The sequence below is a fragment of the Halorubrum ejinorense genome, assembly GCF_039522565.1.
GTDB lineage: Archaea > Halobacteriota > Halobacteria > Halobacteriales > Haloferacaceae > Halorubrum > Halorubrum ejinorense.
In genome coordinates this window covers 235,921-258,850 of sequence record NZ_BAAADQ010000002.1, presented here as the reverse complement: position 1 = coordinate 258,850, position 22,930 = coordinate 235,921, and the positions used below count along the sequence as shown (strand labels likewise).

Sequence of the window (22,930 nt, the reverse complement as noted above, 5' to 3'; positions counted from 1 at the left end):
AATGATCATTAATATTCACTATGGCCGGTCCGCCGATAGATCGGTGTGGGTACACATGGCCAGAGGACCACGAAGTAGGGACGCCGCCGGACCAGCAGAGTTGCTGTTGGAGGGAGACGGCGTCGACAGAAGCGGCGCGGTGTGTATGGCATACGACCGATGTAGAGGCGGGGTCGATAGACGGCCGAACGAGCCGGATCAGGTTTCCCGAGACGGTAGAGAGCGCTCGGTTCGAAGTGCTACTCGACGGCGCGTGTATGTCCGGCGTCGAACTTCAGGACTCTGTCAACCTCGACAAGGTGGCGTTGCGAGAGAGCGACCTTTCGAACGCGGAACTCGAGGAGGTATCTCTCTCCGAAGCGGATCTGTCCTTCGCTGACCTATCCGGGGCAAACCTGTCGGGAGTCGACCTCACGAAGACGGAATTACAAGGTGCTGACCTGCCCGGAGCTGACCTCAGCGACGCCGATCTGTCTTCGGCGAATCTTGACGGTGCTTTTCTACCGGAGGCGATTTTAAAACGAACGCGGCTCAACAGGTCGGTTCTGTCGGAAGCCGATCTCTTTGGAGCGAACCTTTCGTACGCCAGAATGTTTTACACCGACCTCTCAGAAGCACACTTGCTTGAAGCTGAGCTCCAAGAGGCGAGGGTGATCCGAGCCGACGCGGGGAGCGCAGAGTTCGGCGACGCTGATCTCTCTGGGGCGTCTCTCATCGACTCGGACCTGTCCGAAGCCACGTTCGGTGGTGCGACCCTGTCGGAAGCCAATTTCAGTCAGGCAGACCTGTCTAGGGCGGACTTATCCGGTACCGATCCGTCGGGGACACGTTTTAAACAGACTAGGTTCGCCGAAGCGGACCTGCGGGGGGTTGACTTCTCCACGACGAACCTACGAGGCGCCGACCTCTTGCGAGCGGACATCCGTGGAGTCAGCGTTGACGACGCGGATATCGACCGTGAGGCCGTCGTCGGGGGCGTGCCGCCGGCTCTTGACGACGCTGATCATTATGACGCGCTTGCGAAAGCGTACCACCATCTTAAGTCAGTGTTCAGCGATAAGGGGATCGACCGACTCGCCCGCAGCGCCCGTTTTTCGGAGAAAAAGGCACGGACGATGGAGGCATTCCATCGTCGGCAGCTGGTCGCTTGGGTCGGGATGACACTATCCAGGCTATTGACCGGGTACGGAACCAGAGCCTCCCGAGTCCTCGGACTGACGGCGCTGTTGTTTGCCCTGACGACCGCTTGGTACGCCGTCGTTCCGACCGTTGGCGGCGGCTGGGAGGGCGGAAGTGTTTACTACAGCGTGGTTACGCTAGTCACATCGCCGCCCCATCCGCCGCAGGTAGCCGGGATCGTCTTCGGCGCGCTCACGGAGGCAGTAGTTTTCGTCGAGACGTATCTGGGGACGGCACTCATCATCTTGCTCGGTTACGTACTCAGCAATAGGGATCGCATCTGATACCGAGACGCTCTGCGCGCTACTCGAAAGCCTTGACGCCCAGCGCCGACGCCGACGCGCCCCCGATGACCATCGGGATCCAGTAGACGGCGCCGCGGAAGACTAAGACGGCGGCGGTGATCGACGAGGCGGCGACGCCGGTCGTCGGGACGAGCAGGCCGACGAGCGCGGCCTCGATGCCGCCGAGCCCGCCGGGGAGCGGCGTCGCGCCCGCGACGTACGACAGCGGGACGACGAACACTGCGATTAGCGGGGAGATCGGGTGGCCGATCGCGGCGAACGCGACCGTGAGCGCGGCCGCCTGAAAGAGCCAGCCGACCAGCGACAGCGCGACGATCCCGACGAGTCGCCGCCTGTCGGTGCCGACGCGCTCGATGTCGGCGAAGAAGTTCCCCAGCCGGTCGGCGAGGCCGGCCTCGATCGTCTCGGCGTCGAACCGGTCGAGGCGCCCGAGCAGGGGACCGACGGCGCCGGGAACGCGGTCGACGACCGCCACGCGGTAGCGCCAGACGACGGCGATGGTCGTCACGATCGCGGCGATCAGCGCGACCGCGCTCGCGACGGCGACGACGACGCGGTCGCCCACGGCCGTGGTGGCCGCGTACGACCCGACGCCGAGGAACACGAGCGACACCGAGGGGACCACGTTGAGCACGTCGACGCTCGCGATACCGACGAGCCCCGTCTCGTAGCGCGCCTCGCCCACCTTCGAGATGAGCGCGGCGGCGACCGGCTCGCCGCCCGCCTGTCCGAACGGGGTGACGTTGTTCGCGAAGGCCGCCCCGCTGTAGACGAGGAACGCGGTCCAGGGCGACATGGGGACGTCGAGCGCGCCCAACACGGCGCGCAGCATGAGGCTCCACGCGGCGAGCCAGCAGAGCCCGAGTCCGGCGGTCGCGACGACGAGGGGCGGGTCCGCGGCCGCGAGCGCGTCGACGACCCGATCGACCCCGACGACGACGAAGAGCAGGGCGAGGAGCGCCACCGCCCCGGCGCCGCCGAGGATCAGCGCCCGCCGCTGTGGGCCTTCCATAGACGTGGTGACGCGGTAGCGAACTTGAAACGTCTGCTTCGCGCCGGCGGGACGGGGCGATCCGGTCCGGTGGGTTCGGTCGGTCGTGCCCGCCGCGCACGCGGAAACCGAATGAGAATACATACGTACCGGCGGGCCGACGGCCCACCTAATGGAAGATCAGCGGTTCCTCGAGTCGGAGTGGGATTACTGTCTGGTGCTCGACGCGTGCCGGTACGACGTGTTCGCCGACGTGTACGACGAGTACCTCGACGGGACGCTCGAAAAGCGGAAGAGCGTCGGCTCCTCGACGCCGGAGTGGGCCTACCGCACGTTCACCGGCGACCACGACATCGCGTACTTCTCCGGGAACCCCTTCATCAACGACCTCGGGATCCCGCTGAACGAGCTGAAGTGGGGCGCGAGCTGCGACTACGAGTGGACGGCCTCCGAGCACATCAGCGACATCCACGACGTCTGGAAGAGCGACTGGGACGACGACCTCGGGACCGTCCCGCCGGAGGGGCTCGCGGACGCGTTCCACCGCAATCAGGACGCCGTCGAGCGCGCCGACCGCACCGTCCTCCACTACATGCAACCGCACGCGCCCTACCTCTCTCGCGGGAAGGGCCAGAAGCTCAAGCAGATCCAGAAGGGGATCAGAGAGCAGGGAGAGGAGGACGGCGGAAGCGACGACGACGGCGGGCTGCTCTCCTCGCTCAGCGACACGGTTCGGCCGAAGATCGAGAGCCGACTGGACGACAGCGAGTTCGCCCAGAAGGCGGGACTCTGGCTCGAACTCGACCCGAAGGACCTCGTGAAGGACGGCACCCGCGTCACGGCCCTGAGCATGTACGAGGAGAACCTCCGAATTGCCTTAGAGAGCGTGTCGGAGCTCGTCGAGGAGCTCGACGGCGACGTGGTCGTCACCGCCGACCACGGCGAGGCGTTCGGCGAGGAGGGCGTCTGGGAACACCACATCGAGACGTACATCCCCGCGCTGATGGAGGTCCCGTGGCTGGAAGTCGAGTAAGCGCGCGGCCCGGACACGCTCGCACCCGCCTCCGCCGATGAAGGTCAGCCACTACTTCGAGTTCGAGGAGCACGTCACCGGCGGCATCGCCGCCTCCGTCGACCACCAGCGGAAGATGCTCGACCGGGTGGGGGTCGAGTACACGACGGAGCCGACCCTCGACGCCGACGTCCTCCACCTCAACGTGATGGGCCCGCGATCGGTCTGGCACGCGCGCCGCGCCCGGCAGGCCGGCGTGCCCGTCGTGGCGCACACCCACGTCACCGCCGAGGACTTCGGTGACAGCTTCCGCTTTACCAACGCCCTCGCGAAACCGCTGAAGCCGTACCTCCGGCGCGCGTACGGGCTCGCCGACCTGCTCGTCTGTCCCTCCGAGTACAATCAGGACCTCATCCGCGGGTACGCGGACGTGCCGACGACGGTCGTCTCGAACGGCGTCGACCGCGAGAAGCTGGCGGGGTTCGAGTCGCTCGAAGCCGAGTACCGCGAGCGCTACGACCTCTCCCCGCCGACGGTGTTCCTCGTCGGCCACGTCATCAAGCGCAAGGGGTTGGAGACGTTCGTCGAGACCGCCCACCGGATGCCCGACGTCGACTTCGTCTGGTTCGGCCACATGGACCGCTCGCTGAAGGGTCGAGAGACGAGGCGACTCGTCGACGAAGCGCCGAAGAACTGTACGTTCACCGGGTTCGTCGACGACGTCCGGGGCGCGTACGCCGCGGGCGACGTGTTCTGTTTCCCGACCCACGAAGAGAACGAGGGCATCGCGTTGCTGGAGGCGATGGCGGCCGGGAAACCGGTCGTCGTCCGCGACATCGAGACGTTCTCGTGGCTCGAAGACGGCGAGGACTGCCTGAAAGTGGGCGGCGGGGACGACGGGCCGGGCGACGACGTGGACAACGACGCCAGTGGCGTCGACGACGGGCCGGGCGACGACGTGGACGGGTTCGTCGCGGCCATCGACGAACTGCGCGACGCCGACCGGCGAGCGGAACTCGGCGCGAACGCCGCCGCGCGCAGCGAGGCGTTCTCGCTCGATTCGATCGCGGAGCGGTACCGGTCGCTGTACGCGGAGTTGGCGTAGGAGACGCGGAACGGTCGTCTAACGGCGCCGATCGGAAATTTGCGAAAACCGCAGTTGGTATGTCGGGCTACCGTCTCCGTAGAGGCAAATGACTCGAGTCAGCGTAATCGGTTGTGGGAACATGGGCGGGGCCCTGCTCAAGGGGCTCGCCCGCGCGGAGGGGTATCACCTCACGGCGATCGACCTCGACCCCGAGGCGCTCGCCGCGGTCGAGGACGCGGCCGACGAGACGACCGACGACGTGGCGGTCGCGCGCGACGCGGACATCGTCGTCCTCGCGGTGAAGCCCGACGTGGCACCGGCCGTGCTCGACGACCTCGACCTCCGGGCCGACCAGCAGATCGTGACGCTGGCCGCTGGGCTCCCCCGCGAGTTCGTCGCCGACCGGACCGACGCGTCCGTCGTCCGGATCATGCCCAACCTCGCGGCCGAGACGGGTGACATGGCCGCGGCCGCGACGAACGTCGGCCTCACCGACGAGGTCCGGGCGATGCTCGACGACGTCGGCGAGTTCGTCGAGGTCGACGAGTCGCTGATGCACGTCTCGACGGCGGTCAACGGCAGCGGCCCCGCCTTCGCCTTCTACCTGATCGACGCGATGAAACAGGGCGGGATCGACGGCGGGCTCGACCCGGAGCAGGCGGAGACGCTCGCCGCCCAGACGTTCAAGGGCGCCGCGGAGACCGTGCTGCGAGACGACCGGAGCGTCGACGAGCTGATCGACGCGGTCTGCTCGCCGAACGGGACGACGATAGAGGGGATGGACGTGCTGTGGGACAGCGACGCGGACGCGGCGGTCGAGGCCGCCGTCGCGGCGGCCGAGCGCCGGTCCCGCGAACTCGCCGAGGCGTTCGACGATGGCTGAAGACGTGAGCGTCGAACGCGTCGGGTCGGCGGACCCCGAGGGGGTCGCGACCGCTCGGGAGCGGGCGGCGGCCGCCGACCGGGTGATCGTCAAGGCCGGGACGAACTCGCTGACCGACGCGGACTCGCGGCTCGACCGCGTGAAGCTGGACAAACTCGTCGCCGACGTGATGGACCTCCGCGAGCGGGGAACGGAGGTCGTGTTGGTCTCGTCGGGGGCGGTCGGCGCCGGGACGGGGCGGCTCGACGTGGGGCCGGAGTCGCGCGACGGCGTCGACTCCATCGCGGAGAGTCAGGCCCTCTCGACGGTCGGTCAGGGGCTCCTGATGCGCCACTACACGCAGAGCTTCGAGCGGTTCGACCAGGACGTGGCACAGATCCTCGTGACCGGGACCGACCTCGACGCCCCCGAGCGGTTCGACAACTTCACCAACACCGTCGAGACGCTGCTGTCGTGGGGCGTCGTCCCGGTCGTCAACGAGAACGACGCCGTGGCGACCGACGAGCTGCGGATCGGCGACAACGACATGCTGTCGGCGTCGGTCGCCATCGGGCTCGACGCCGACCTCCTCGTGACGCTCACCGACGTCGACGGCGTCTACACCGGGAATCCGAAGCGCGACGCCGACGCGGAGCTGATCGAAGCGGTCGACGACGGCTACGACCGCTTACGGGAGATCGTCGGGGACGGCACCGAGACCGACTTCGGCGGGATTCGAACGAAAGTCGAGGGCGCCCACGACGTGAGCCGCCACGGCATCCCTGCGATCATCGCCGGGTCGGCGGAGCGCGACGTGTTAGCGCGGATCGCAGCGGGTAAGCCGACGGGCACGCTATTCGTGCCCCAGACGGGTGACGACGATGAGTGAGACCGACACCGACCTCGAACGAGGCACCGACGAACTGGCGCGGCGGGCGGAGCGCGCCGCCCTGCGGCTCGCGAACGTCGACGAAGCGACCCGGAACGAGATGCTCCGGTCGATCGCCGACGCGATCCGCGAGCGGGAGGAAGCGATCCTGGCGGCGAACGCCACCGACGTCGAGGCGGCCGAGGCGATGCTCGCCGACGGCGAGTACACGCAGGCCCTAGTCGACCGCCTGAAGCTCGACGAGACGAAGGTCGAGTCGATCGCGTCGATGGTCGAGTCGGTCGCCGAACAGGACGACCCCCTCGGCGAGACGCTCGCGGCGCGCGAACTCGACGAGGACCTGGAGCTGTACCGCGTGTCGGTACCGATCGGCGTCGTCGCGACCGTCTTCGAGTCGCGGCCGGACGCCCTGGTCCAGATCGCCGCGCTCGCCCTGAAGTCCGGCAACGCGGTCGTCCTCAAGGGCGGCAGCGAGGCCAGCGAGTCGAACCGAGCCCTGTACGAGGCCATCGTCGATGCGACCGCCGACCTGCCCGACGGCTGGGCCGCGCACATCGAGGCCCACGAGGAGGTCGACCGGCTGCTCGAACTCGACGACCGAGTCGATCTGGTCATGCCGCGCGGCTCCTCGGAGTTCGTCTCCTACATCCAGGAGAACACGCAGATTCCGGTCCTCGGTCACACCGAGGGGATCTGTCACGTGTACGTCGACGCGGACGCCGACCTGGAGACGGCGGCGGACGTGGCCTTCGACGCGAAGGTCCAGTATCCGGCGGTGTGTAACGCGGTCGAGACGCTGCTCGTGAACGAGTCGGTCGCCGCCGAGTTCCTCCCAGAGATCGTCGACCGCTACGAGGCGGCCGGGGTCGAACTGCGCGGCGACGAGCGCACCCGCGAGGTCGTCGACGTCGACCCCGCGACCGCCGACGACTGGGACACGGAGTACGGGGACCTCGAACTGTCGATCACGGTCGTCGACGACGTGTACGACGCGGTCGAGCACGTCAACGAGCACGGCTCGAAACACACCGAGTCGATCCTCACCGAGGACTCCGACACGGCCGAGACGTTCATGACCGGCGTCGACGCCGCGAGCGTCTTCCACAACGCCTCGACCCGGTTCGCCGACGGCTACCGGTACGGGCTGGGCGCGGAGGTCGGCATCTCGACGGGCAAGATCCACGCCCGCGGTCCGGTCGGTCTGGCGGGACTCACGACCTACAAGTACTACCTCGAGGGCGACGGCCACCTCGTCGCGAGCTACAGCGGCGAGGACGCGGCCCCGTTCACGCACCGCGAACTCGACGGCGCGGAGTGGACGCCCGGGCGGCTGTCGGACCGGTAACTCGTTCTCTCTCCAGCCGTCTCGACGTCGCTCGCGCCGGTGCGAGCGCTCCGCGACGACGCGGGAAGTGTCGGAGTCCGGGAGCAGCACCGATGCTACTAGGGCGTCTCGGGCGTATTGTCAGGTGTGACCACGCCTGACGATTACCGAGCGGGCTTCCGCACGCAGCGCGAGGAGGTCGACGACGCCCGATTACCGGTCGACGGCTCGTTCCCGGACTGGCTCACCGGTGACCTCGTCGGCAACGGTCCGGGGCGGTTCGAGGCCGGCGACACGTCGCTGCGCCACTGGTTCGACCCGCTGGCGATGATACGCCGGTTCCGGATCGACGACGGCGACGTGACGTACGCGAACCGGTTCGTTCGTAGTCGCGACTACGAGTTCGCGGAGGACGGCGGCGGCGTCCGCACGCCGTTCCCCGGGACGCCGCCGGACCGGCCCGTCTGGACGCGACTCCGACAGGTCCTCGACGGGACGTTCCCCGACAACCCCGTCATCGGCGTCCAGCGCCTGGGCGACGAGGTCGCCGCCGTCACCGAGTCCCCGACCGCGCTGACGATCGACCTCGACACGCTCGAGACGACCGGCCGCACGGACCTCACGGCGGGGCTCGACAGCGACCTCACGCTCGCGCACGTCCACTACGACCGCGAGGAGGACGCGTTCTACAACCTCGGCGTCTCCTACGGTCGCGAGACCGTCTACACGCTGTTCCGTCGGCCCGGTGACGGCGGCGAACCGACTCCCCTGACGCGGCTCCGGTTCGAGGCGGCACCGTACATCCACTCGTTCGCGCTGACCGAGCGGTACGCCGTAGTCACGGTGAACGCGTTCGGACTCGACACGGCTCGCCTCCTGCGCGGCGCAGTGACCAAGGAGACGTTCCTCGACGCGTTCGAAGCCTTAGACGCCCCGCTTCGCTTCCTCGTCCTCGACCGCGAGACGGGCGCCCGCGAGGCGACGGTGACGGCACCTCCGGCGTTCGTCTACCACCACGCGAACGCCTACGAGCGCGACGGCGAGGTCGTCGTCGACCTCGTCGCGTTCGAGGACGAGCGCGCCGTCTCCGGGCTCGAACTGTCGAACCTACGGAGCGGCGATCCGGACCTACCGAGGGGCGACCTCTACCGCTACACGCTCCCCCTCGACGGCGGCGACGCCGAGCGCGAGCGGCTCCACCGCGGACCGGTCGAGTTCCCAGTCATCAACTACCGAGCCGTGAACGGCGAGCCGCACCGGTACGTCTACCTCGCGGAGACGGACGGGGGGTCGAGCCTGCCGACGGACGTCACGAAGGTCGACGTCGAGCGCGGCACGGTCCGCCGCTGGCGCGAGACGGGCGCGCACCCGGGCGAACCGCTGTTCGTGCCGGCCCCCGACTCGGCCGGCGAGGACGACGGCGTGTTGCTCTCGGTGGTGCTCAAGCCTGACGCGAACCGTTCGGACCTCGTGTGTCTCGACGCCGAGACCCTCAGCGAACGCGGACGGGCACGGCTCCCGCACCGACTTCCGTACGGGTTCCACGGCCAGTTCTACGGCCCGTCTTTCCCCGGTCGGAGCATGAACTGAGCGGTGTTTTCGCCGCCGGCCGCGGGCAGCAGTTATCCGCGCCGAACCCCTAGCCGCGTCCGTGCCCACGACGTGTGCCCTCTGTCGACGCGTCGTCCGCGACGAGCGGATCCCGGACCCGCAGGTCGTTCAAGAACACCACCTGCGGCCGGAGGAGCGCGCCACGAGCCCGACGGTACTGCTCTGTCGGCCGTGTCACGATCAGGTCCACGCCGTCTTCACGAACGCGGAGCTCAGGGCCGATTACGACACGATCGACGCGCTCCGTTCCGCCGACCGCCTCGACGGCTACCTCGAGTGGATCCGGGGGACCGACAAGCTACGGATCAGTGTCGACACGAGCACCGACGTGCGCGACCGCCCTTGAGCTGATCGCCGTCAGCGACCGGACAGCGGACTCAGCGACGGCCGCAACCGACGGAGCGACGCGTCGGCGAGCGCTCGGCTCCGAGCGAGCGTTCGGCTCGGCGCGCTGGTCGCCGTCCGACCTCGCCCTCGAATAGGGGCGGAACCCGTCCGAGAACCACGTCCTCGGCTCCGGCACGAGACCAGACAGTATCCCGACCAGCAGCCCGAAATACCCCGCCAGCCCGCCGAGCGTCAACGGGTGGGCCGTCCCGGGGCCGCGACGGTCTAAGAGGAGCGTCCCGACGACGAGCGCGAGCGGCGAGGCGACGCGAACCGCCGGCCGCCGCCACAGCCGTCCCAGGCGCTCCGGCCACCGGGCGAAGGCGATTTCGACGCCGATCGCGCTCGCGACGCCGACGGCGAACGGAGCGGGACGCAACAGCGTACGCGGCGTGCGCCCGCTCCGTCGCCCGCTCAGCCAGACGGCCGCCGCTGCGAGCCCGGCCGAGACCGAGTCGGTGAGGCGCGTCGACATACGTGGTGACAGATCACGTGGACCCGCTCGGCTCTCAAGAAGTTCACGGTCGTCGCGCTCGCGGTCGCCCCACCGCCACGGGGTCACCGCGTTTTTTTATTATTCACGCGTCTGTATCGAATATGGCGACACCCGGTGAGTTCGGTGAGTTCGGTGGTCGACACGTTCCGGAACCGCTCGAAGAGCCGCTGGACGAGTTAGCGGCGGCCTATGAGGCCGCGGTCTCGGATCCGGAGTTCATGGCCGAGTTCCGCGACCTGTTGGAACACTTCGCGGGACGCCCGACGCCGGTGTTCCACGCGGAAACGCTGAGCGAGCGGTACGGCGCCGACATTTACCTGAAACACGAGGACCTGCTCCACGGCGGCGCCCACAAGCTCAACAACACGCTCGGGCAGGGACTGTTGGCCAAACGGGCGGGCAAAGAGCGGCTCATCGCCGAGACGGGCGCCGGGCAACACGGCACGGCGACGGCGATGGTCGGCGCGCTGCTGGACATGGAGACGACCGTCTACATGGGCCGGCACGACATGCGGCGACAGGAGATGAACGTGTTCCGGATGCGGCTGATGGGCGCCGACGTCGAGCCGGTCGACCGCGGGAACGAGGGGCTCGCCGAGGCCGTCGACGCCGCGCTGGAGGACTTCGCCGAGAACGTCGACTCGACGCATTACCTCGTCGGGAGCGTCGTCGGTCCCGACCCGTTCCCCCGGATGGTGCGCGAGTTCCAGTCCGTCATCGGCGAGGAGGCGCGCGAACAGATTCAGGAGCTCCACGGCGACCTCCCCGACGCCTGCGTCGCCTGCGTCGGCGGCGGTTCGAACTCGATCGGCCTCTGGCACGCGTTCAAAGACGACGACGTGGCCTTCTACGGGGCCGAGCCGGGCGGCAAAGACGAGTCGAACCACTCCGCCCCGCTGTCCCGCACGGCGCAGGACGAGCCGCAGATCTTCCAGGGGATGAAGACGAAGACCATCGGCGAGGACACCCGCAACCACTCGATATCGGCGGGGCTCGACTACCCGGCGATCGGCCCGGAGCACGCCGCGCTCCAGGAGATGGGGCGCGCCGAGTACCACGCCGTCTCCGACGAGGAGGCGCTGGCCGCCTTCCGCGAACTGAGCGAGGCCGAGGGCATCATCCCGGCGCTGGAACCGGCGCACGCGCTCGCGCTCGCCGCCAAGCTCGCCGAGGCCGACCGGCACGACACGATATTGGTCAACCTCTGTGGCCGCGGGGACAAGGACATGCAGACGGCGGCCGAGCACTTCGACCTCGGGGACTGAGACCGCCCCGGAGCTAGCGGCCCGTCACCCCCAGCCGCCTCACAGCCGTTTCTCGTAGTGGACGAGTTCGTACGCCCCGGCCGTGGAGCGGCCGACCTCCTCGTACCCGTTGTCGGGATAAAACGAGGTGGCCGCCGACTGCCGCGTCGACGTCGTCGCCAGCAGCGACTCGAACTCGGCGGCCGCCGCGCGGCGCTCCAACTCTCCGATGAGGGCCCGACCGATTCCTCGTCGCTGGCACGGCGGCGCGACTCGCATCCGGTGGAGCTCCGCCGCCCCGGGGCGGTCGCGCTCGTCCGCGTGGCCCTCGCCGTTGGGCAGGAAGCCGCCCATCGCGACGACGACGCCGTCGTGCGTGGTCAGCGCCTCACCCGCCGTCTCGCCGGCCCAGTCCGCCGGCGCGGCCGCTCCCGCGTCCTCTTCCGGCGACGAGTCGGCGACGCCGACGACGAACGCCCCGCCGGAATCGAGGTACGACGATCTGACGGACCGGAGGTCGTCCGTCCCGGGGACGTCGTCTGGGTCGACGCCGGTCTCGCGCATCGCCCACCGGTGGAGTTCCCAGATCGCGTCGTCGTCCGGCGGCTTGTACGACCGGAACCCTAGGCCAGTCGGTTCCATCTCATAGACCGTCGCGTCGGTTCACACATACCGATACCGATCGATCCAGCGGCCGGTCGTCTCGACGGAGCGAACCGGCCCCGGGCGGGCCGGGGTCGGATCTCTCGGTCCCGCGACTACGGGTCCGCCTCGCGGCGGTCGAGCGACCGCCGGTTCAGTTCGTCCACCAGCGGTCGCCCCGCTTCGAGCATCCGCTCCGCGGTCTCGACGGCCTCGCGGAGCTCCGACGCGGAGAGGTGTTCGTACGCCGGCCGGCCCGCCACGTGGTCGTACCAGACGTCGTCGAACAGGTCGTCGAGAACGATCCTCGCGAAGCAGTGGTCCTCGCTGACCGGCCAGTCGCCGCGGGCCCGGGCCGCCCGCGGTAGTTCCGTCTCGACGAGCGCTCGGTACCGCCGACGTAACTCGGACAGGTCGTCCCCGCCGAGGGTCCGCTGTCCCATGCCGACTACTTGATTCCCGGACCTTTGAACCTGTCTCGGAGCGGGTCGTCGGACAGCGGACGGAGACGCGTCACGACCGGTGGCTCCGGCGAGACCGGCGTCTCGGTCACACGAGCAACCCCGAGGCGAACTCCGCTGGGCGGCGGTTTTTTCTGGTATCCGAGGCGCCGATCAGCGATTTCGAGTGCCGGACAGCGCCTGTTCGGCCGCTTCAGCGGCGATCGACGGCTCGCGAGCGAGAAGCCGGCGTCTTCGTCACCGGCCATAAGCCCACTAACTGGCCGTCTTAACCGCGTTCGGCGGGTATGTGTGGCCATGAGCGATTCGGACACGACACAGCGGATGCGCGTGCGCGGAACGAGTGACGGCGAGTCGAGGTTCGTCGCGGAGGCTCGCGGCCACAGCCTGGTGATGGACGACCCGGAGGCGATGGGCGGCGACGACACGGGCGCGATGCCCGTCGAGTACCTGCTCGCCGCGTGGACCGGCTGCCTCAACGCCACCGTCCGAGCGGTCGCGCCCGACTTCGACCTCGAAGTGGAGGGCGTCGACGTCGAGGTCGCCGGCGAGTTCGACCCGCGGAAACACCTCGGGCAGGCAGACGACCCCCGTGCTGGCTACCAGGGCGTGGAGGCGTCGGTCGACGTAGCGTTCGCGGACACCGTCCCGGACGAGACGCTCGCCGAGTTCAGGGCCGCCGTCGAGGAGCGGTGTCCGGTGAGCGACAACCTCGCGGCCGAGACGCCGACCGACGTCACGCTCGATAGAGCGTAACCCGTAGCCAGCGCGGGGAGCGCTCACGTCCCCCGCGACCGCTCGTGTCGGTTATCGATCCGGCCGACGGGAATCGAGACGGACCGTCCGCCCGGCGAGACACCTGTCAGTCCCACGAGTGAGGCGGCGTATCAGGATCCGAGCGCGGACGACGGAGACCGCGGTGGTTCGGTCGGAGACACCGGGAATCGCTGAACGGCCGGGTCGGCGGCGTCTCGCCGGACGGCTCACGACCCGATCCGCACGCCCCAGTTCCGGACGGCGCGCTTGAGCGAGTCGGACGCGCCGGGCGGGACCCCGCTGACGAGGAGGAACCCGACGAATATCACGGCGAATCCGGCGAGCGAGAGGGGAGCTATCGTCTCGCCGAGCAGCGCCCAGCCGGCGACCGCAGAGACGACGGGGACGAAGTAAAACAGGAGGTTGGCCTGACTCGCGCCCGCCTCGTCGATCAGCGCGAAGTAGGCGAGGTACGCGACCGCGCCCGAACAGACGCCCACGTACAGCAGCGCCGCGAGCGCCACCGGCGGCAGCGTGAGGCCGGTGACCGATTCGCCGGCGGACAGGCTGAGCGCGTGCGAGAGGACGGCCGCTATCGGGACGCCCCAGACGGTCCGGGCGGTGCTTGACATCGTCGCCTTCGCGCGCCGGATCACCACGGCGCCGAGCGCGCTGGTCACCGCGGCACCGAACAGCAGCGGGACGCCCAGTCCGCCCGCGGCCAGCGCGGACGGGTCGGGATTCGCGACCAGCCCGACGCCGACGAGACCGAGGACCGTCCCGGCCGCACCTCGGGCCGAGAGCCGGCCCTCGGACAGCAGGAGTGCGGCGAACACCGGCGTCAGGATCGGATTCAGGCTGAACACGACGGCGGCCACGCCGCTGGTGACGTACTGTTGCCCGACGAACAGCAGCGCGTTCGTGAGTCCGATGACGAGCACGCCGGTCGCGAGTATGCCGAGAACGTCGCCGGCCGTCCGCGGCCGCAGGTCCGACCGCGACAGCTTCGTCGCGGCGAAGACGCCGAGCACGACCGCGCCGATGTCGAACCGGACCGCGACGAAAAACAGCGGCGGGAGGTGTGCGAGGCCGGCCTTCGCGGCGACGAACGTCCCGCCGAAGAGGAGCGCAGAGACGGCGAGCAACAGACCGCTGCGTCGCGTGAACACGCTTAGGCCACCGCGACGGGTTTCTCGCTGATCTGTTCGGGGCACTCGGAGGGGGACATCACAGTAGATCGGAGGGTCTCGGGCCGTATAACGGATCTCGGAAAGGATTCCGAAGCGAGAAACTCACCGCGGTCGTGAGAGGCGATCACGGCGTGAAAGGGTTTCTCGTCGGGGAGAACCGACCCGCCGCGACCGCGGCGGCGAGCGAAGTCTGTTTCCCGTCGCGCCCGTTACGCGTGGTATGGACGCGCCGATCGAGGAGATAGAGTTCCTCGCCCGTTCGAAAAACCGGGTCGAAGTGTTGCGGTTGGTGGCGGCGGAGCCGCACACCCGTGCGAGCCTCGCTCGCACCACCGGCGCGTCGCAGGCGACGCTCGGGCGCATTCTGGAGGACTTCGCCGACCGGTCGTGGGTCAGACGCGACCCCGACGGGTACGTCGCGACGGCCACCGGCGAACTCGTCGCCGACGCCGTCGCCGACCTGCTGTCGGTACTCGAGACCGAGAACCTGCTGCGGGACGTGGTCGGCTACCTCCCGGAGTCGGAGTTGGGATTCGACCTGCGCGAACTCGCCGACGCGACCGTCGCGGTTCCGACGCCGACGCACCCGAGCGCCCCGCTTCAACGAGTCATTGACGCGATGGAGCGCGCCGGCACGCTTCGAGCGTTCTCGCACGCGCTCAACGAACAGAGCCTGTCGACCGCGCTGTCACGGGTTCAGTCCGGCGGGCTGGTGTTCAAGACCGTCCTCTCGGAGAGCGCCATCGAAGCGCTCGCGGCCGAGGACGCGCTCTGGAGTCGCCTCCGCGATCTGGCCGCCGAGGACGGCGCCGAGATCCGCGTCCGCCGGGCCGACATCCCGCTCGCCGTCACCGTGGCCGACGGGACCGTCTCGATACTCGTGCGCGACGCGGACGGCGTGTTACGAGCCTCGCTCCACACCGACGCGGAAGCGGTGCGGGCGTGGGCCGACGACCGCTTCGAACGCTACTGGGAGGAAGCAGTGCCCTTCGATCCCGCGACGTTCGAGCGGTGAGCTGACGCTTCGCGTTCGGCGACTGCGCGGACGCACTGGTTCGCCCTTTCCGTTACCTACGCAGTCGGGCTCTCACCGATCCGATCTCAATGCGCGTGTAGCCCCGGAACTGCCTTTCTCCATAATCTCGGAGGATAGATCTGATGGGTGCCTTCTATTTTCTACTTAAATATATGGAGTAATACACCCACTCTAGCTTCGCCTTCTATTTTTCATTGAATCCGCAGAGTGTGTTAGGACTAGGTGAAGACAAGACCGGCACTGTGTCGCTTTCGGGGGCTTCTGAAACACACATTTGGAAGAGAAGTAAGACAGCAGATGTCGTAGGAAGTTGATCTAAGCTGCCGACGGCGAAAGATGATTTTCCGCCTTTTGTGATATCTTGGTCCGGACACAGTTATGCGATCCAACGGAGCAAAACAATCCTTGATCGATACTGTCCAACTCGAACCTACTCAAGCACAAGTCAACTACTCACTGTGCCTATTCATCCTCGGTATCTGTTGCGGCCAAAATCTCAGGATACCGGTTCCGTATCGTCATCTCGCTTACGTCTGCAGCACGGGCGATATCTGCTTGTCGGAGAGACTCATCGCACTGTTTGGCAGCCGCGTACAGTGCTCCCGCGGCGATGCCTACCGGATGTTTCCCGCTGTGTACGCCGTTTTCAACCGCTATTCCGGCGAGACGTCGTGCCTCTCGCTCTGTCGCGTCAGTACACTCCACGTCAGACGCGATCCGTCCGATGAACGAACGGGGGTCTGTCGGGGCAATTTCCAACCCCAGTTCGCGTGAGACGTGTCGGTATGCCCGCTCAACGCGAATCTGTTCGACGCGGCTCACTGTTGAGACCTCGTCGATAGAGCGCGGCACACCGTCCATGCGACTCGCCGCGTACAGCGCCGCAGTGGCGACGCTTTCAACGGCTCGACCCGTAACGAGTCCGTCCGCAAGCGCGCGACGATAGATGACGCCTGCTGTCTCTCGGGTGCTGTCGGGCACGCCAAGCGCGGAAGCCATGCGATTGATCTCACCGAGTGCATGCATGAGATTCCGATCCGCAGATGAGCGTCGTCGGAAGCGCTCATCCCACCGTCGGAGGCGACGCATCTGTTGTCGCCGTTCTCCTGACAGCGCGTTCCCCTTCGCATCGGTGTCTTGCCACCCGATCATCGTTGACAACCCCTTATCGTGTAAGAGGTTCGTGCTCGATGGCCCGACGCGAGAGTCCTGACCGCCGGCGCCGTTCGGCGTGTATAGTTTGATGTTCGTATCAAGCGTCGCGTCTGAAACGACGAGTCCACAGTCGTCACAGACCGCATCCACGTCATCATCGGCTCGACGAAGTCGCCCGTGACACTCCGGACACGTGGTCCGACTGTGCTGTCCGTCCCTATTCTCCTCCGAAACGGAGTCGGTAACAGACTGTCCGTCGCCGGTTTCGCTCGACGAGGCCCTGTCGGTCCCGTCTCTGCGAGAAACTGTGTCCGGTTGCCCTCCGTCAGTGTGCTCGCTCATCACGTGGCATCACTCTCGTGACCGGGATAGCGCAGACGCGACCGACCGCGTGTCTGGCCTGTACTGGTCATCACGCGCCTTGAGCAGGTGTCGAGTCGCTGATTCTGATACCATGCGCGGTCACTCTCGTGGCGACGGCAGACGGAACCGACCACACCGTATCAGTGGGTACCGTCATCCCATCGATCGCGAGACAGACGAGTTTCCCTCGCCCGCGACGCGCCGCAACGACAAACTCGAAGCGACGAGAGCGGGCGTCGACCGCCGTCACGTGGATCGTCGAGGGCCCGTTCGCACTCTCCCACGTCGTTGTGTCGACGATATTGAGGTCGCCTGCCGGCGTAACGACCGATGAGCCGCAGGCTGGACAGGAGCCTTCGTGCGGCGTCGTTCCAAGGTACCCATAGTCGGTGTCACACGCGAAGCAGTGTTCCATAGTTCGCTGTTAGCGACGGGCTCGCACTGTCTCTGCGATGTTCGCCTTATTGGAACACCCCGGGCAAGCGACTACGTCACCGCCGTCTAACCCGAACACGGTCACAAACTGCTGGGAGACGTGTGCTCCGCAGTGGGCGCACTCCGGCATCGAATTACCCCAACGAGCCCTCCATCTCCAGCTCGACGAGCCGGTTCAGCTCGACGGCGTACTCGATCGGCAGTTCCTCCGTGATCGGCTCGATGAACCCGGAGACGATCATCTGTTTCGCGTCGTCGTCGTCGAGGCCGCGCGATTGGAGGTAGAAGATGTCCTCGTCGCCGATCTTCCCGACGGTCGCCTCGTGGGCGACGTCGACCTTCGACTCGTTGATCTCCATGTACGGCATCGTGTCCGAGGTCGACTCGTTGTCGAACATCAGCGCGTCACACTCCACGGCGGTCGAGGAGTTCTCGGCGCCGTCGGCGATGTGGACGAGCCCGCGGTAGTTGGTGCGGCCGCCGTCCTTCGCGATCGACTTCGACTCGACGGTGGACTTGGTGTCCGGCGCGTTGTGGTACACCTTCGCGCCGGTGTCGATGTCCTGGCCCTCGCCGGCGAAGGCGATGGTGATGTGGTTGTCGGAGGCGCCGCGGCCCTTCAGGATCGTCGACGGGTACAGCATCGTCGCCTTCGACCCCATCGACCCCGAGATCCACTCCATGCGCCCGCCCTTCTCAGCGATGGCGCGCTTGGTGTTCAGGTTGTACGTGTTCTTCGACCAGTTCTGCACCGTGGAGTACTGGACGTGGGCGTCCTCGCCGACGAACACCTCGACGCCGCCCGAGTGGAGGTTGAACGCCGAGTACTTCGGCGCGGAGCAGCCCTCGATGTAGTGGACCTCCGAGCCCTCCTCGGCGATGATGAGCGTGTGCTCGAACTGGCCCATTCCCTCGGAGTTCATCCGGAAGTACGCCTGGACCGGCATGTCGACGGTGGTGTTTTCGGGGACGTAGACGAACGAGCCGCCGGACCAGATGGCGCCGTGAAGCGCCGCGAACTTGTTGTCACTCGGGGGGACGCACTTCGTCATGAAGTGCTCGCGGACGAGCTCTTCGTGCTCCTGGACGGCCTCGTCCATGTTACAGAAGATGACGCCCTTCTCCTCCCAGCGCTCCTGCATGTTCTGGTAGACGACCTCGGACTCGTACTGGGCGCCGACGCCGGAGAGCGCGTTCTTCTCGGCCTCGGGGATGCCCAGTTTGTCGAAGGTGTCTTTGATCTCGTCGGGGAGTTCGGTCCAGTCGTCGACGCCGGCGCGGACGTCGACGTCCGGCCGGATGTACGGGATGATCTCGTCGACGTCGACCTCGCTCAGGTCCGGCTGGCCGGGCCAGTCGGTCGGCATCGGCATCTGCTGGAACTGTTCGAGCGCGCGCAGTCGGCGCTCCAACATCCACTCCGGCTCGTCTTTGTCCTCCGAGATGACGCGGACCGTCTCCTCGGTGAGACCCTTCTCGCTTTTGAAGGCGGACTTCTCCTCCTTCTTGAATTCGAAGCGGGCCTCGGTGTTCGTCTCTTTGAGATCGTCTTGTTTTGAACTCATCAAAGTATTCTTCAGAGACTACGAATATAAGTGTGGTGCGCTGGAACACACGTTAGTAACTTATAATGGTTGCTTTAACGAAACTGAATAACTTTGCGTAGTTTAATTTGGTTTCTATAGTTAGTAGAATTTAATATGTGGAGAGAGTTATTCCGTACAGACAGGATCACATCCACTCGTTAGCGAGAACGACTCGACAGCACTCGATCGCCGCTTCGATGTGGCGGTCAGCGACCACGTCGCCCGTTTCGTCAGCCGACTCAAGCAGTGTAGCAACCTGCCGAACCCGTTTCTGTCTGGTTTGCGTGTCAAGATCGTCACTGGTAGCATCGCGGGCGACGGCTTCAGCCTCCCCGAGCCATCGGTTCGTCGCTGGCGGTACTGGGCGATCTGCGGTCGCGGTTAGATGGGTCGCCAGCGCGTCGACCGCGGCCCGCGGCTCGGTTGGGATGTCGATTTCGTCCGTCATCGTTGGCGTATAGGCATCCACTATGAAGAATTGTTGCCCCAAGCTACACTCCAGATGCTTGAGGACGTCTCCAGCCTAGCAAGACCCCTTGTTAGCCGGTAGTAACGTGTCCTCGATATCTGTCCGGTCTCGTTCGATAAACACAACAGACGACGCGAACTCATACGCAGCCGAAAACGACTGTGATCGAGTCGCTCCTCCGGATTGACGTCATGCTCTTCGTCCTCCTCGGCGTGCTGGACGGCGCACACTGTATCGTGATGTGTTGGACCGTTGGTGAGATGTACGCGAAGCAGATGACGCCACAGCCTGACGGCGGGACGGTGACAGCCAACGACGGACGTGCCGGACATCTCACGGCCTCCGAGGTTCGCCGGCGCTTCCTGTTCGTTCTCGCGGGGACGACGGAACCGGTTCGACGACGCGACCCACGAATATGTCCACGCCGCTGCCCACTTCGTTGTCAGCGTTGATTCCACACGACTGACCGGCTGAGCCCTCGCTCCCACGGAGGAGTTATTTTGTATAGCGCTATTCAGTTTATTCGTCGCGTCCGCAACAGCTATCTGTTGCTAAGATAGCAATAGAATACTCCTCGACCTCGCCGGACTCCGGAATAATTACCCTCGGCGCTCACGCAGCGACAGCTATGGTCGACTCCGACTGGGGTGACTGGCTGCCGCGCGCGGTGGCCGACGCCGACCCCGACACCGTGGCGCTGTGGTACCTGGGCTGTAACGGCTTCGCGATCAAGGGGAGCGAGGGGACGGTCCTCTGGATCGATCCCTACGTCGGCACGGGAGACCCGCCGCGAACGGTCCGGATGATCCCGATTCCGTTCGATCCGGAAGACGTCGACATCGCGGACGCGGTGCTGGCGACCCACGAACACACCGATCACGTCCACGGTCCGTCGCAGGCGCCGATTCTGGCGAATACGGACGCCGACCTCGTCGCGCCCGACGACTCGCTCGCGGTCGCGCGCGAGGAGGAGCAATGGACCGACGAGTACGCGGTGAGCGAGGCCGCCTTCACCGAAGTGACCGAGGGCGACGAGCTGCGGATCGGGGAGTTCACCGTCCACGTCGTCGCGACCCACGACCCGGACGCGACGCATCCGGTCGGCTACCTGATCAAACACGACGCCGGCACCGTGTTCCACGCCGGCGACAGCAAGCCCGCGCCCTCGTTTTCCGGGCTCGCCGAGCGGTTCGACATCGACCTCGGAATCTTGGCGTTCGGGTCCGCGGGGACGATTCCGGACAAGGAGACGGGGGAACCGGTCCGTACCAAGTGGTACAGCGACGAGAACGAGATCGCCGAGGCGGCCGCGGACCTCGGGCTCGATCGGCTGGTTCCGACCCACTGGGACATGTGGAAGGGACTGACCGCGGACCCGACCGCGCTTCACGACCACGTCCGGAGCTACGACGCGCCGAATCGACTAGAGATCGTGGAGATCGGCGACCGGATCGACCTCTAATCGGGAGTCGAGCGGCCGTTTTCGCGGCGTTTCGGTTATCAACCACGAAACGCGGCCCGTGGAATTTAAGCCCTTGCTCCGGGACGTGCGGGTATGAGCGAACGGACGGCGGAAGCGGCCACGACCGTCGACGAAGACGGGATTCGCGTCGAGAAGTCCTTCACGGACGACGCGTTCCCCGTACCCGCTGTGAGGTACTCCCTCTCCTCGCACCGCGAGGACCCCGTACGGGTGCGGATCGTCGACCGGATTCCCGAGTCGTTCCCGATGGACCGCGTCGGGTTCCACCCGGAGTACGAAAGCGAGAACTGGACGGCGTACAAAGACCACCGGGTCGAGTTCGAACGGGTGATAGACCCCGACGAGACCGTCGAAACGGTGTTCGGGATCCGCGACGAGGACCCAGACCTCGACGGGTTCCTCGGCACGCCGGTGATCGAGCACGTCCCCGTCGGCGAGGAGATCGAAGACGTCCTCGGCGCCGGTGAGACGGACGCGGTCAGGGAGGTCCTCTCCGGGGACCGCGCGACGCTCCCCGGGATGGCCGAAGATGACGAACTACTGCCCGAAGACCCGGCCGAAGGCGAGGAGCCGGCCGAAGAGCGGACTCCGGAGTCTGCCGACACGGAGGCCGAACCCGAGGGAGTTGACGAAGAGAGCGAACCCGAGGGAGCTGGCGAGGAGAGCGAACCCGCCACACCAAAGCCGCGGACGGTTTCCGACGAGGGCACGGCCGCCGTGACCGCACACGAGGGGGAACCCCTCGGCTCCGAGCCCGAGGCGGAGTCCGAGGACGCAGACGAGGCGGCTGAGGCGGCCGGTACCGACGCTGACGACGTCGAAGAACACGTCGGCGACGAAGCCGCGGAAGGAGACGCGCACGACGACGAGGCGCCGGAGAGCGACGGTGCGCCGGAAAGCGACGAAGCGCCCGACGAAGAGCCGGACGACAGCGCCGCTCCGCGGCTGCCCGGCGAGGGCGGCATCGCCGCCGCGCTCGCGGCCGAGATACGGTCCGGCGCCGCCGACGAGGAGGACATCGACGCCATCGAGGAGGCGTTCGACGCGGCCGTGCCCCGCAGCGTCGACGTGCGTATCGCCCGACTCCAGTCGAGCGTCGCCGACATCGAGGCGTACGCGGACGCCCTCGCGGAGTTCATCGACGAGGAGGGCACCGCCAGAGAGATACTCGACGGGATCGACGAGCGCGTCGACGCGGTGGAGTCCGAGGTGGAGGCGCTCGACGACCGTCTCGAAGACGCCGACGCAGAGCGCGATGCGATCGATTCCGACGTGGCCCGCGTCGAAGACACCGCCGCCGCTGCTTCGGAAACGGCGAACGCCGTCCAAGAGCGCGTGGACACGGTCGAAACGGACGTCGAGGCGGTCGAAGGCGACGTCCGCGACGTTGAGGCCTCCGTCGAGGACGTCGAGGGCGACCTCGAAGCGGTCGAAGTGGAGGTCGCTGCCGTCGACGAGTCGGTCGAGTCCGTCCGGGACGCCGTTTCGGCCGTCGAGAGCGACATCGACGGACTCACCGCCGACGTCGACCGGATCGACGACGAGTCCGACGCCGTCGCGGAGTCGGTCGACGACCTGGGCGACGACGTCGAGACGCTGTACGAGGAGGTCGACAAGGCGGCCGAGCGCGCCGAAAACGCCGAATCGCAGGCCGAAGAAGCGGTCGATCAGGCAGACGTCGCCACGGACCGCGTCGACGACGTGGAGTCCGACTTGGAACGGTTCGACGAGGAGTTCGACGACCTGTGGGACGACCTCGCGGAGGTCGACTCGCGGCTCACCGACATCGAGGACCGGCTCGGCGAGGACCTCGACGACGTGGCCGCCGAGTTGGACGACATCAACGACCACCTCGACGAGCTCGACGAGTTCCGCAAGCGGCTGAACGAAGCGTTCGGCCCCTGAGAGAGGTTCTCGGCGCCGAACCGCCCGCCCGAAGACGAGGGCGTTGGAACGGCCCGAAAACG

At 67.0% G+C, this 22,930-nt stretch carries 22 protein-coding genes; 13 read left to right on the top strand and 9 right to left on the bottom strand.

Annotation, left to right across the window (positions count from 1 at the left end; genetic code table 11):
- Positions 1–20: 20 nt before the first annotated feature.
- Positions 21–1,463 (top strand): pentapeptide repeat-containing protein, encoded by a 1,443-nt coding sequence (locus tag ABDZ89_RS03475; RefSeq protein WP_343776664.1) that lies wholly within the window; start codon positions 21–23, stop codon positions 1,461–1,463.
- Between the two features lie 19 nt (positions 1,464–1,482).
- Here ABDZ89_RS03475 and ABDZ89_RS03470 read toward each other — a convergent pair whose 3' ends face one another.
- A complete protein-coding gene (locus ABDZ89_RS03470; protein WP_343776662.1) occupies positions 1,483–2,496 on the bottom strand; it encodes a lysylphosphatidylglycerol synthase transmembrane domain-containing protein in 1,014 nt (337 codons plus the stop codon).
- A gap of 151 nt (positions 2,497–2,647) precedes the next feature.
- Here ABDZ89_RS03470 and ABDZ89_RS03465 point away from each other — a divergent pair, with 151 nt between their 5' ends.
- The 7 genes from ABDZ89_RS03465 (at position 2,648) to ABDZ89_RS03435 (ending at position 9,606) form a co-directional block, all read left to right on the top strand.
- Entirely contained in the window at positions 2,648–3,508 is an 861-nt protein-coding gene (locus tag ABDZ89_RS03465) for a hypothetical protein (RefSeq protein ID WP_343776660.1), read from the top strand.
- A 37-nt stretch (positions 3,509–3,545) separates the two neighbouring features.
- Positions 3,546–4,592 (top strand): glycosyltransferase family 4 protein, encoded by a 1,047-nt coding sequence (locus ABDZ89_RS03460; protein WP_343776658.1) that lies wholly within the window; start codon positions 3,546–3,548, stop codon positions 4,590–4,592.
- An 88-nt stretch (positions 4,593–4,680) separates the two neighbouring features.
- Complete coding sequence (gene proC / locus ABDZ89_RS03455; RefSeq protein WP_343776656.1) at positions 4,681–5,457, top strand: pyrroline-5-carboxylate reductase; 777 nt, start codon at positions 4,681–4,683, stop codon at positions 5,455–5,457.
- Complete coding sequence (proB, locus tag ABDZ89_RS03450) at positions 5,450–6,325, top strand: glutamate 5-kinase (protein ID WP_343776654.1); 876 nt, start codon at positions 5,450–5,452, stop codon at positions 6,323–6,325. The genes proC and proB overlap by 8 nt, the downstream gene beginning before the upstream one ends.
- A complete protein-coding gene (locus ABDZ89_RS03445) occupies positions 6,318–7,670 on the top strand; it encodes a glutamate-5-semialdehyde dehydrogenase (protein ID WP_343776652.1) in 1,353 nt (450 codons plus the stop codon). The genes proB and ABDZ89_RS03445 overlap by 8 nt, the downstream gene beginning before the upstream one ends.
- A 126-nt stretch (positions 7,671–7,796) precedes the next feature.
- Positions 7,797–9,239, top strand: a complete 1,443-nt coding sequence (locus ABDZ89_RS03440; protein WP_343776650.1) for a carotenoid oxygenase family protein — start codon at positions 7,797–7,799, stop codon at positions 9,237–9,239.
- A gap of 61 nt (positions 9,240–9,300) precedes the next feature.
- Positions 9,301–9,606: a hypothetical protein gene (locus tag ABDZ89_RS03435; protein WP_343776648.1), complete on the top strand. Its 306-nt coding sequence runs from the start codon at positions 9,301–9,303 to the stop codon at positions 9,604–9,606.
- Here ABDZ89_RS03435 and ABDZ89_RS03430 read toward each other — a convergent pair.
- Positions 9,559–10,122 carry a hypothetical protein gene (locus ABDZ89_RS03430; RefSeq protein ID WP_343776646.1) on the bottom strand — a complete coding sequence of 188 codons (564 nt, stop codon included), beginning with the start codon at positions 10,120–10,122 and terminating at the stop codon, positions 9,559–9,561. The two genes, ABDZ89_RS03435 and ABDZ89_RS03430, sit on opposite strands and share 48 nt — an antisense overlap.
- Before the next feature lie 122 nt (positions 10,123–10,244).
- Between ABDZ89_RS03430 and trpB the strand changes: the two genes are divergently transcribed.
- On the top strand, positions 10,245–11,408 hold the full coding sequence (gene trpB, locus ABDZ89_RS03425; RefSeq protein WP_343776644.1) for a tryptophan synthase subunit beta: 1,164 nt from the start codon (positions 10,245–10,247) through the stop codon (positions 11,406–11,408).
- A gap of 39 nt (positions 11,409–11,447) precedes the next feature.
- On the opposite strand, the gene ABDZ89_RS03420 is transcribed toward trpB, so the two are convergent.
- The gene (locus ABDZ89_RS03420; protein WP_343776642.1) at positions 11,448–12,029 is read right to left on the bottom strand and encodes a GNAT family N-acetyltransferase; all 582 of its coding nucleotides are present in this window, start codon (positions 12,027–12,029) and stop codon (positions 11,448–11,450) included.
- A 116-nt stretch (positions 12,030–12,145) separates the two neighbouring features.
- Entirely contained in the window at positions 12,146–12,472 is a 327-nt protein-coding gene (locus ABDZ89_RS03415; RefSeq protein WP_343776640.1) for a hypothetical protein, read from the bottom strand.
- A gap of 315 nt (positions 12,473–12,787) precedes the next feature.
- Here ABDZ89_RS03415 and ABDZ89_RS03410 point away from each other — a divergent pair, with 315 nt between their 5' ends.
- Positions 12,788–13,246: an OsmC family protein gene (locus tag ABDZ89_RS03410; RefSeq protein WP_343776638.1), complete on the top strand. Its 459-nt coding sequence runs from the start codon at positions 12,788–12,790 to the stop codon at positions 13,244–13,246.
- A gap of 227 nt (positions 13,247–13,473) precedes the next feature.
- Here ABDZ89_RS03410 and ABDZ89_RS03405 read toward each other — a convergent pair whose 3' ends face one another.
- Positions 13,474–14,415, bottom strand: a complete 942-nt coding sequence (locus ABDZ89_RS03405) for a DMT family transporter (RefSeq protein WP_343776636.1) — start codon at positions 14,413–14,415, stop codon at positions 13,474–13,476.
- 241 nt (positions 14,416–14,656) lie between these two features.
- Between ABDZ89_RS03405 and ABDZ89_RS03400 the strand changes: the two genes are divergently transcribed.
- Positions 14,657–15,451 (top strand): helix-turn-helix transcriptional regulator, encoded by a 795-nt coding sequence (locus ABDZ89_RS03400; protein WP_343776634.1) that lies wholly within the window; start codon positions 14,657–14,659, stop codon positions 15,449–15,451.
- A gap of 483 nt (positions 15,452–15,934) precedes the next feature.
- On the opposite strand, the gene ABDZ89_RS03395 is transcribed toward ABDZ89_RS03400, so the two are convergent.
- From ABDZ89_RS03395 to ABDZ89_RS03385, 4 genes are all read right to left on the bottom strand, one after another.
- A complete protein-coding gene (locus ABDZ89_RS03395) occupies positions 15,935–16,969 on the bottom strand; it encodes a transcription initiation factor IIB (protein WP_371152896.1) in 1,035 nt (344 codons plus the stop codon).
- Between the two features lie 445 nt (positions 16,970–17,414).
- Positions 17,415–17,555: a DUF7563 family protein gene (locus ABDZ89_RS17080; RefSeq protein ID WP_425544602.1), complete on the bottom strand. Its 141-nt coding sequence runs from the start codon at positions 17,553–17,555 to the stop codon at positions 17,415–17,417.
- A gap of 4 nt (positions 17,556–17,559) precedes the next feature.
- Entirely contained in the window at positions 17,560–18,990 is a 1,431-nt protein-coding gene (gene sufB, locus ABDZ89_RS03390) for a Fe-S cluster assembly protein SufB (RefSeq protein WP_343776631.1), read from the bottom strand.
- Between the two features lie 166 nt (positions 18,991–19,156).
- Positions 19,157–19,459, bottom strand: a complete 303-nt coding sequence (locus ABDZ89_RS03385; RefSeq protein WP_343776629.1) for a DUF8152 family protein — start codon at positions 19,457–19,459, stop codon at positions 19,157–19,159.
- 649 nt (positions 19,460–20,108) lie between these two features.
- Here ABDZ89_RS03385 and ABDZ89_RS03380 point away from each other — a divergent pair.
- Together ABDZ89_RS03380 and ABDZ89_RS03375 are read left to right on the top strand one after the other, a co-directional pair.
- Positions 20,109–20,942: an MBL fold metallo-hydrolase gene (locus tag ABDZ89_RS03380; RefSeq protein WP_343776627.1), complete on the top strand. Its 834-nt coding sequence runs from the start codon at positions 20,109–20,111 to the stop codon at positions 20,940–20,942.
- 93 nt (positions 20,943–21,035) lie between these two features.
- The gene (locus ABDZ89_RS03375) at positions 21,036–22,868 is read left to right on the top strand and encodes a hypothetical protein (RefSeq protein WP_343776625.1); all 1,833 of its coding nucleotides are present in this window, start codon (positions 21,036–21,038) and stop codon (positions 22,866–22,868) included.
- The last annotated feature ends 62 nt before the right edge of the window (positions 22,869–22,930 follow it).